This window comes from Exiguobacterium sp. 8H, assembly GCF_902506255.1.
Classification (GTDB): Bacteria; Bacillota; Bacilli; order Exiguobacteriales; family Exiguobacteriaceae; genus Exiguobacterium; species Exiguobacterium profundum.
Window position 1 is genome coordinate 1 of record NZ_LR733431.1, and the last position, 6,408, is coordinate 6,408.

Genomic DNA, 6,408 nt, shown 5'->3' on the forward strand with positions numbered 1-6,408 from the left:
TCCTCGTACGATTCGACACGCCATTCGAGCTCCGCCACGAGGCGGTCGTGCGTCCGTTCCCGGAACGCGTCCGCGTCCGCGTCGAGCGCGTCGACACGTTTCACGACGCCGTCCGACGTGAACAGTCGTGTCGTCTCGTCCGTCTCTTCCTCCTCCGATTTCTCGCCACTGAACGCCTGCTTGCGACGCTCGAACAGGACGTCCGGGTTCGTCTCCCGGGTCACCCCGTGAGGGGTCAGGTCGAGCGCGAGCGCCCCGAACTTGTGCGGGACGCCGGTCACTTCGAGGACCGCGCTGTCGGCGTCCTCGTACACGTTCTCGACCGTCGGCGACGTGTCGCCGGGGTGCTTCACGAAGGCCACGAGGTCCATCTTGCCGTCCGCGAAATAGTCGGCCGGGACACCGATCCCCTTGCCGAGGAATACCTGCATCGACCCGTCGTCCGGGTCATACAACCAGTCCCAGAGGATAATGTTCCCGAGCGCTTGTTCGTCCTGTTTGACCGTGATCTGGGTGCCGGGTGACGTCACGTATTCGGTCTCCTCGACGTAGACGACCCGACCGAACAGGACGAGCCCGGCGATCGAGAGGATGACCGTCAGGAACGCCAGTGCGTACCATTTCGAGGGCGACCGGCTCAGTCTTCCGTTCATCCCTCCCCACCCCCTTCCGGCGCGTCGGGGATCGTGACCCCGACCGTCGGGACGGTCACGTCCTCGACACGCCAACCGTCCGGGGTCGACGTCCAGTGCACGCGGGCGAGGACGTTGTCCTCGCTCTTCTTGCCGGCGATGTCGACCGTTTGATTCACCTCGACGAACGCCGTCACGTGGGTCTCGTCGTCATGTCGGAGGTACGCCTCGACGTGCTTCACCTCTGCCTCGAATGACGGGGACGGGGGCGCCGGCTCCGTCTCCAGACGTTCCCGGAACCCGTCCGTCAGCCAGTCGAGCACGGACGGCTTCAACAGGTCGTCGGGGCCTTCATACGTCCAGTAGTCGGTCGCGAAGGCGACCGTGTCGGCGATCCGTTCCGCGTCCGTCCCGGACGGTTCAGGCGTCGGATCGGCGTCCTCCCCGGGCGTCTTTGTGGCGTCGTCCTCTCCCGCCTTCAACGTCGCGATCTCGTCACGCAGCTGTGCGATGACCGCGTTCTGTTTGGCGACGAGGTCTTCTTTCCCCTCTCGCTCGTTCGTTTCCGGTGGCGGGACGTCCATCCCTGCCCCGGACGTGTCCGTGTCTCCTATGCGGTACAGGGTGAACAGGGTCATGCCGACGAGTCCGGCGATGATCACCCCTCGCAAGATGATCTGATGTTTTTCTCTCATCAAAGTCTCCTCCTTGATAGAACCAAATTGTGTTGACTCATCTTGTCACGCCTCTTTCATGAATACGAGCCAGTGCGTCTTGCTTCGTTTGTTCCCGAACAATGGCCGATAGCCGATTGCATCCAACACTTCCGAGAGTCGCACCTGATCTTCGTTCCACTTGAAGATGAGCGTCCCATTCGGTTTCAAAACCCTCATACATTCCTCAAAGCCATTGCGGATGTCAATCGGCCATGTCTCATCCAGCCGTCCGTACTTCTTGGCCAACCATGAATCATCACCGACCTTTAGAAGATGCGGTGGGTCAAACACGACCAACCAGAAGCTCTCATCGGCGAACGGCATGTCTCGAAAGTCCGCGATGATATCCGGGGCGACGATCAATTGCCTCCCGTCGCACAACTCGACGTTCTCTTCACGGATATCCATAAACGTCGCATCTGGATGACTTTTATCAAACCAGAACATCCGACTGCCACAACAGGCGTCCAATATTTTCGTCATCCCATTCACTCTCCTTGTTCGTTTTAATGATTCTGTGCGATCTGTTGCGATGCGGTCATCTCGTCGAAGAAACGGACCGCGTTGTCGATCGTGTAGGCGAAGCTCGGCCCTTTCAACATGTCGACATGCAGGTGGGGTCCTGTCGAGTTGCCCGAGTTCCCGGACAGCGCGATCGGTTGGCCCGGCTTCACCGTGTCTCCCTGTCGCACGCGGAGCGTGCCCGGCGACAGGTGCGCGTACGTCACCTGCACGTCGCCGTAGCGGACCTGGATGTGGTTCCCGTAGTCCGGCCGGCCGGTCGGCGCGTTGTTCGCGCGCCCGTCGACGACCTTGACGACGATCCCGCCGGTCATCGAGTACACCTGCGTCCCGATCGGGACGCCCCAGTCATAGCCCGGGTGTCCGGCGTAACAGCCGATCCCGCACGTCATGCGACCCCGGAACAGGGACTCGACGAGCGGGGTGTGCAGGTCGCCGATGGCGAGGCTCGACCCGCCGAGCGAGACGGTCCCGTCGGGTGCGACGGTGAGATAGTCGAACACCTTCTTCTGGTACGTATGATCGCCGTAACAATACGGCGCCCGCCAGTCGTCGCACGTCCAGCCGAGCTGGTTGGCCATCTTCAGGCTGAACGCCTTCGCCACCGTCTCCGAATGGCCCCCGGCGTCCTTCGCGTAGGCGATATAGCCGGGGCCGAAGTTGTAGCTCTGGACGGCGAGCGGGAGGTCCCGCCCACTCATCTCGAGCGTCTGCTTGAACGCCTTCACGCCGACCTCGACCGAGTACTCTGGGTCTTGGATCGCGTTCGGCACGTTCGGATAGCGCGTGTTGAAGCCACTCTCGGACGATTGCATCGGATCGTTCCCGAGCCCGCGCGTCTCGACCTGCATCTTGGCCAACAGGACCGGCACGTACTCACCGATCCCTTCCGCCTCCGCATACCGTCGGACGAGCGTCTCGTAGCGCATGACATCGGGCGACAGGACGCCCGTCCCGATGCTCGGCACGTCGACGTCGCGATCCGCCTCGAACGAGGCGAGGAGTGCCCCGACGAGCGTATAGACGAGGACCACGAACAACAACAGCGACAGCCCCGCGAACGCGAGGAGCCATCGCTTCTTCTCCTCCGGCAGGAGCGACCAGAGCGTGTGGGCGGCCTTCGCGACCGCAGGGACGGCCATCAGGCGCCCCCGCCGAACCGGGCCAGCTCCTCACGGCTGACCTGGACGCGCATGCGGATCGTCTCCCCGCCCGTGATCGCCAGGAGCATCTCCCCCTCGCCGAACGAACGGATCGCCTCGACCTCCGCCTCAGAGAACTGCCCCGCGAACGACTCGCGGATGCCCGCGGCCGACGAGGCGTCGTGCTTGAAGATCATCTTGTACTGGGTGAGCTCGAAGAGCTTCGACAGGTGCGCGCCCTTCAGGTCGTTGATCGACTGGGTGGCGTAGCCGACCCCGCCGAAGTATTTCCGCGACTGCCGGACGAAGTTCTCGATGAGCTGGATGAGGCGCCGGTTCTCCGGCTTGTCGTTCAGGTACAGGTGCGCCTCGTCGATGAGGAACAGGTACGGGACGACGTCCTCGAGCGCGAGCTCGCCGTCGTTGAACGCCTTGAACTGGGGCGCGCCGTTCGTCAGCATCTCGCCCCACAGGAAGTTCGACAACAGATAGAGCTGCGCCGCCTGGACGTTGGCGCGTCGGTTGACGATGCCCGCCGTCCCGAAGACGACGAACGGATGGTCGGTGATGTCGGGGAACGACGTGTGGCCGTCGAAGTCCGGTTTCCCGACGAGCGTCTCGAGCGCGACATGGATCCGTTCGAGCGCGACCCGTTCCTGGTCATTCCGGGTCGTCCCGAGCTCATGTCCGAGGTAGTCGTGGAAGTCCGACAGCGTCGGATACTGCGTCGCCGGGAGCCGGGTCACCTGCCCCGATTCCGGCGACAGGCCACAGGCTTGATAGAAGCGGTCGGTGAACACGCCGAAGACGTGCAGTTCATGGTCGTCCGTGAGGCGCGGGTTGAGCAGGGCGTACCATTCTGTCAGCCGGTCGATGTGCGTCAGATACGAGTTCAGTTCGTCGATCGACCCGTCCCCGTCGTCCTCGACGTCACGCGCGGCCGTGGCCATGATCTCGAACGGGTTGATGAGCCCCATGGAGCCGTCGAGCGGGATGCGGAGCCCGCCGAAGTGGTCGGCCAGCCCGGTGAACTCGCCCGGCGTCGTCGGGTCGAGCACGCGCACCTTGCCCCCGTTCATGGCCGTCATCGACAGGAGCTTCTTCAGGAGCGTCGACTTCCCGACCCCCTGGACACCGGCGGCCATGAAGCAGTACGAGTTCCGGCCCTGGGCGGGGTCCTTGTGGAACAGGTCGAACAGGACCGGCCCGTTCGTGTACGTGTCCCCGAGGTACGACCCGCGCGGGTCGTCGAGATGGCGATAGTAGAACGGGTAGCCCGCCGCGAACGTGAGCGACGGGATCGGCTGTCCTTTCCGGACACGGCCGTTATAGAGCTCGCGCTCCTGGGCGAGCGCGTCGCGCCCGATCGCCATGAACTCGGCCTCCTGTTCCTCGATGAGGAGCGTCGCCCGGCAACCCCGGGCCCGCACCTCTTCCTCGACGAGCCGGATCTTCTCCTCGAGCTCCTTGAGCGTCCGGGCGGCGACATAATAGCGGATTTTCACGTACAGGATTTCCTCCCCGCCCTCGACGAGCTGTTCGTACATCGTACGGAGCTCGTTGTAGTCGTTCTGGGCGTCCATCTTGTTCCGTTCGCGTTTCTCCGTCACGTAGCGGGAGAGCTGTTCCTCGACCGACTTCCCGATCGCGTCGAGCTCGGCGTCCCGGTCGGACGGCGCGATGTCGACGTGCGTCGTGACGCCGTCGACCCGGATGTTGAGGAGCGGTTCGAGCCAGTACTTGTTGACGTTGCGCGGGTAGCGCGTCACGTGCAGGCACGCCTCGTAGCCGTTCCCCGTGATCGCGTACTGTTCCTTGAACGTGATCCCGCCGGCGGGCTCGATCGCCTTGATGAGCATCGGGTCGGCCTTCGTCGCCCGTCTCTCCTTCGTCCGGGCCTCGTCGTGCTTCTTGTCCTTCGTTTTCGTCCAGAACATCAGCGTTCTCCTCCTTCGTGGTTCTCGTGGTCATACGCCGTCTCGGCGCCGTTGTGGAGCTGACGGACGAGACGGACCTGTTTGTCCGGGTCGATCGGTCGGAAGTGTACGCCGATGCTCTGGCGCAGGCTACGGATGCGCTGACGCATCTCCTCGGCGTCCGGCGCGAACAGCAGGAAGAAATATTCGCGGTGATGGCGCGTCCTATCCAACCGTTCGAGCGTCCGCCATTCCTGTTCGAGCGCCTCCCGGCGTGGGCCGTCGGCGTGCTTGAGGCGTCGTTCGATCGAGGCCCGTTGGGCCGCCGTGTTCACGGGGAAGTTCATCGTGACGACCTTGAGCGGGTAGCGGTAGGAGCGGAGCAGGATCGCGAAGGCGTACATCGCCTGTTCCTCGACCTCGGGATGGGCGTGTCGGATGTCGTCCCCGACGAACGACAGGAGCCGGACGACCCCGCCGTCCGGCTGGACGAGGTTCCCCTCGTCATCCGTCGCGATGATGTTCAGGTAGCGTCGCATCGACGACGAGACGAAACGAGAACCGGCCGCCTTCTTCTTGGCGGCCGGGATGTCGTCGTCGGTGAACCAGGGCGTCCCCGGCATCTCTTGCGCCGGGGGCTGTCCTTGGATGGTCCAATCATTCATTTGTGTTTTCCTCCTCTTTCGTGTGAATGGTGTGGTGTACGGTTCGAACGGGGTGAACCGAGGCCGGCGTCACGTCGGAGCCGGGTCACGGGCTCGTCCGGTGTCGGTTCGGCATGGACGACGCCGAGGCGGTCCCGCCGGAGCCATTTCCAGTACAGCACCTGCCCGAGACGGGCCTTCGGGTTCGTCGGCGGGCGCAGGATGACGAGAACGAGCAACAGCACGTACAGTATCAGGAACGGGAAGCGGAAGCGCGTCGGGACGACCGTGTCCATGTCGGACACGTAGTAGCCGACCATGAACAGCAACAGCAAGAACCCGGCGTCCGACAGGTGGAGCCATCCGATCCGGACCGGGCTCCGCGTCTCCTTCGGAATCTTATAGTTCATCCGAGCCCTCCTCCCGTCCATGATGGATGTGCAACAGCACACGGTGCGGGTCTTTGTCCCGGTAGGACTCCGGCAGGTCCATCATCTGGATGCGGGCGCCCTCTGGCAGATGGTCACGCAGGTGCGCGATGAACGAGGCGTATCCCTCGTCCCCGGCCTCCGCCTGTGCGCGGAAGATTGCATCGTCGACCGCCTCCAGGTCTGTCCCGGGCTCAGCCGCGATCTGGAGGCGCGGACGGTAGGTCCGGGTCTCTTCGAGGACGAGCGTCTCGATGCGCAGCGTCTCGGCGCGTCGGACGTGCCTCCGGGGTCTCGCCTGCCCGTCTTGGATGCGTCTCAGCTGGAACCGTTCCAGCCGTTCGCGGAATCGTCGGATCATGTCTCATCTCTCCTTTCGGCCGTTCTGGCCGTTGTGGTGTCGCCGGT

The 6,408-nt window shown here is 63.7% G+C and carries 8 protein-coding genes; all 8 read right to left on the minus strand.

Translation table 11 applies throughout. The annotated features are described in order from the left end of the window. On the minus strand, window positions 1-653 hold a 653-nt coding region (locus tag GVY43_RS15095), incomplete at its 3' end, for a hypothetical protein (protein ID WP_159563686.1). Continuing rightward, a complete protein-coding gene (locus tag GVY43_RS15100; RefSeq protein WP_159563687.1) occupies window positions 650-1,327 on the minus strand; it encodes a hypothetical protein in 678 nt (225 codons plus the stop codon). The genes GVY43_RS15095 and GVY43_RS15100, both read right to left, overlap by 4 nt. Before the next feature lie 45 nt (window positions 1,328-1,372). After that, a complete protein-coding gene (locus tag GVY43_RS15105; RefSeq protein ID WP_159563688.1) occupies window positions 1,373-1,831 on the minus strand; it encodes a class I SAM-dependent methyltransferase in 459 nt (152 codons plus the stop codon). Window positions 1,832-1,854: 23 nt separating this feature from the next. Continuing rightward, window positions 1,855-3,012 carry a lysozyme family protein gene (locus tag GVY43_RS15110; protein WP_159563689.1) on the minus strand — a complete coding sequence of 386 codons (1,158 nt, stop codon included), beginning with the start codon at window positions 3,010-3,012 and terminating at the stop codon, window positions 1,855-1,857. Then, window positions 3,012-4,949, minus strand: a complete 1,938-nt coding sequence (locus tag GVY43_RS15115) for a VirB4 family type IV secretion system protein (protein WP_159563690.1) — start codon at window positions 4,947-4,949, stop codon at window positions 3,012-3,014. Before GVY43_RS15115 ends, GVY43_RS15110 begins: the two co-directional genes overlap by 1 nt. Beyond that, window positions 4,949-5,593 (minus strand): hypothetical protein, encoded by a 645-nt coding sequence (locus GVY43_RS15120; protein ID WP_159563691.1) that lies wholly within the window; start codon window positions 5,591-5,593, stop codon window positions 4,949-4,951. Before GVY43_RS15120 ends, GVY43_RS15115 begins: the two co-directional genes overlap by 1 nt. Next, window positions 5,590-5,982: a DUF5592 family protein gene (locus tag GVY43_RS15125; protein WP_159563692.1), complete on the minus strand. Its 393-nt coding sequence runs from the start codon at window positions 5,980-5,982 to the stop codon at window positions 5,590-5,592. Before GVY43_RS15125 ends, GVY43_RS15120 begins: the two co-directional genes overlap by 4 nt. After that, window positions 5,972-6,361 (minus strand): hypothetical protein, encoded by a 390-nt coding sequence (locus tag GVY43_RS15130; protein WP_159563693.1) that lies wholly within the window; start codon window positions 6,359-6,361, stop codon window positions 5,972-5,974. The genes GVY43_RS15125 and GVY43_RS15130 overlap by 11 nt, the downstream gene beginning before the upstream one ends. Between the last annotated feature and the right edge of the window lie 47 nt (window positions 6,362-6,408).

Coding starts and splice junctions, on each gene's coding strand:
- GVY43_RS15100 (WP_159563687.1), bottom strand. CDS start 1,327: ATGAGAGAAAAACATCAGATCATCTTGCGAGGGGTGATCATCGCCGGA.
- GVY43_RS15120 (WP_159563691.1), bottom strand. CDS start 5,593: ATGAATGATTGGACCATCCAAGGACAGCCCCCGGCGCAAGAGATGCCG.
- GVY43_RS15130 (WP_159563693.1), bottom strand. CDS start 6,361: ATGATCCGACGATTCCGCGAACGGCTGGAACGGTTCCAGCTGAGACGC.
- GVY43_RS15110 (WP_159563689.1), bottom strand. CDS start 3,012: ATGGCCGTCCCTGCGGTCGCGAAGGCCGCCCACACGCTCTGGTCGCTC.
- GVY43_RS15115 (WP_159563690.1), bottom strand. CDS start 4,949: ATGTTCTGGACGAAAACGAAGGACAAGAAGCACGACGAGGCCCGGACG.
- GVY43_RS15125 (WP_159563692.1), bottom strand. CDS start 5,982: ATGAACTATAAGATTCCGAAGGAGACGCGGAGCCCGGTCCGGATCGGA.
- GVY43_RS15105 (WP_159563688.1), bottom strand. CDS start 1,831: ATGACGAAAATATTGGACGCCTGTTGTGGCAGTCGGATGTTCTGGTTT.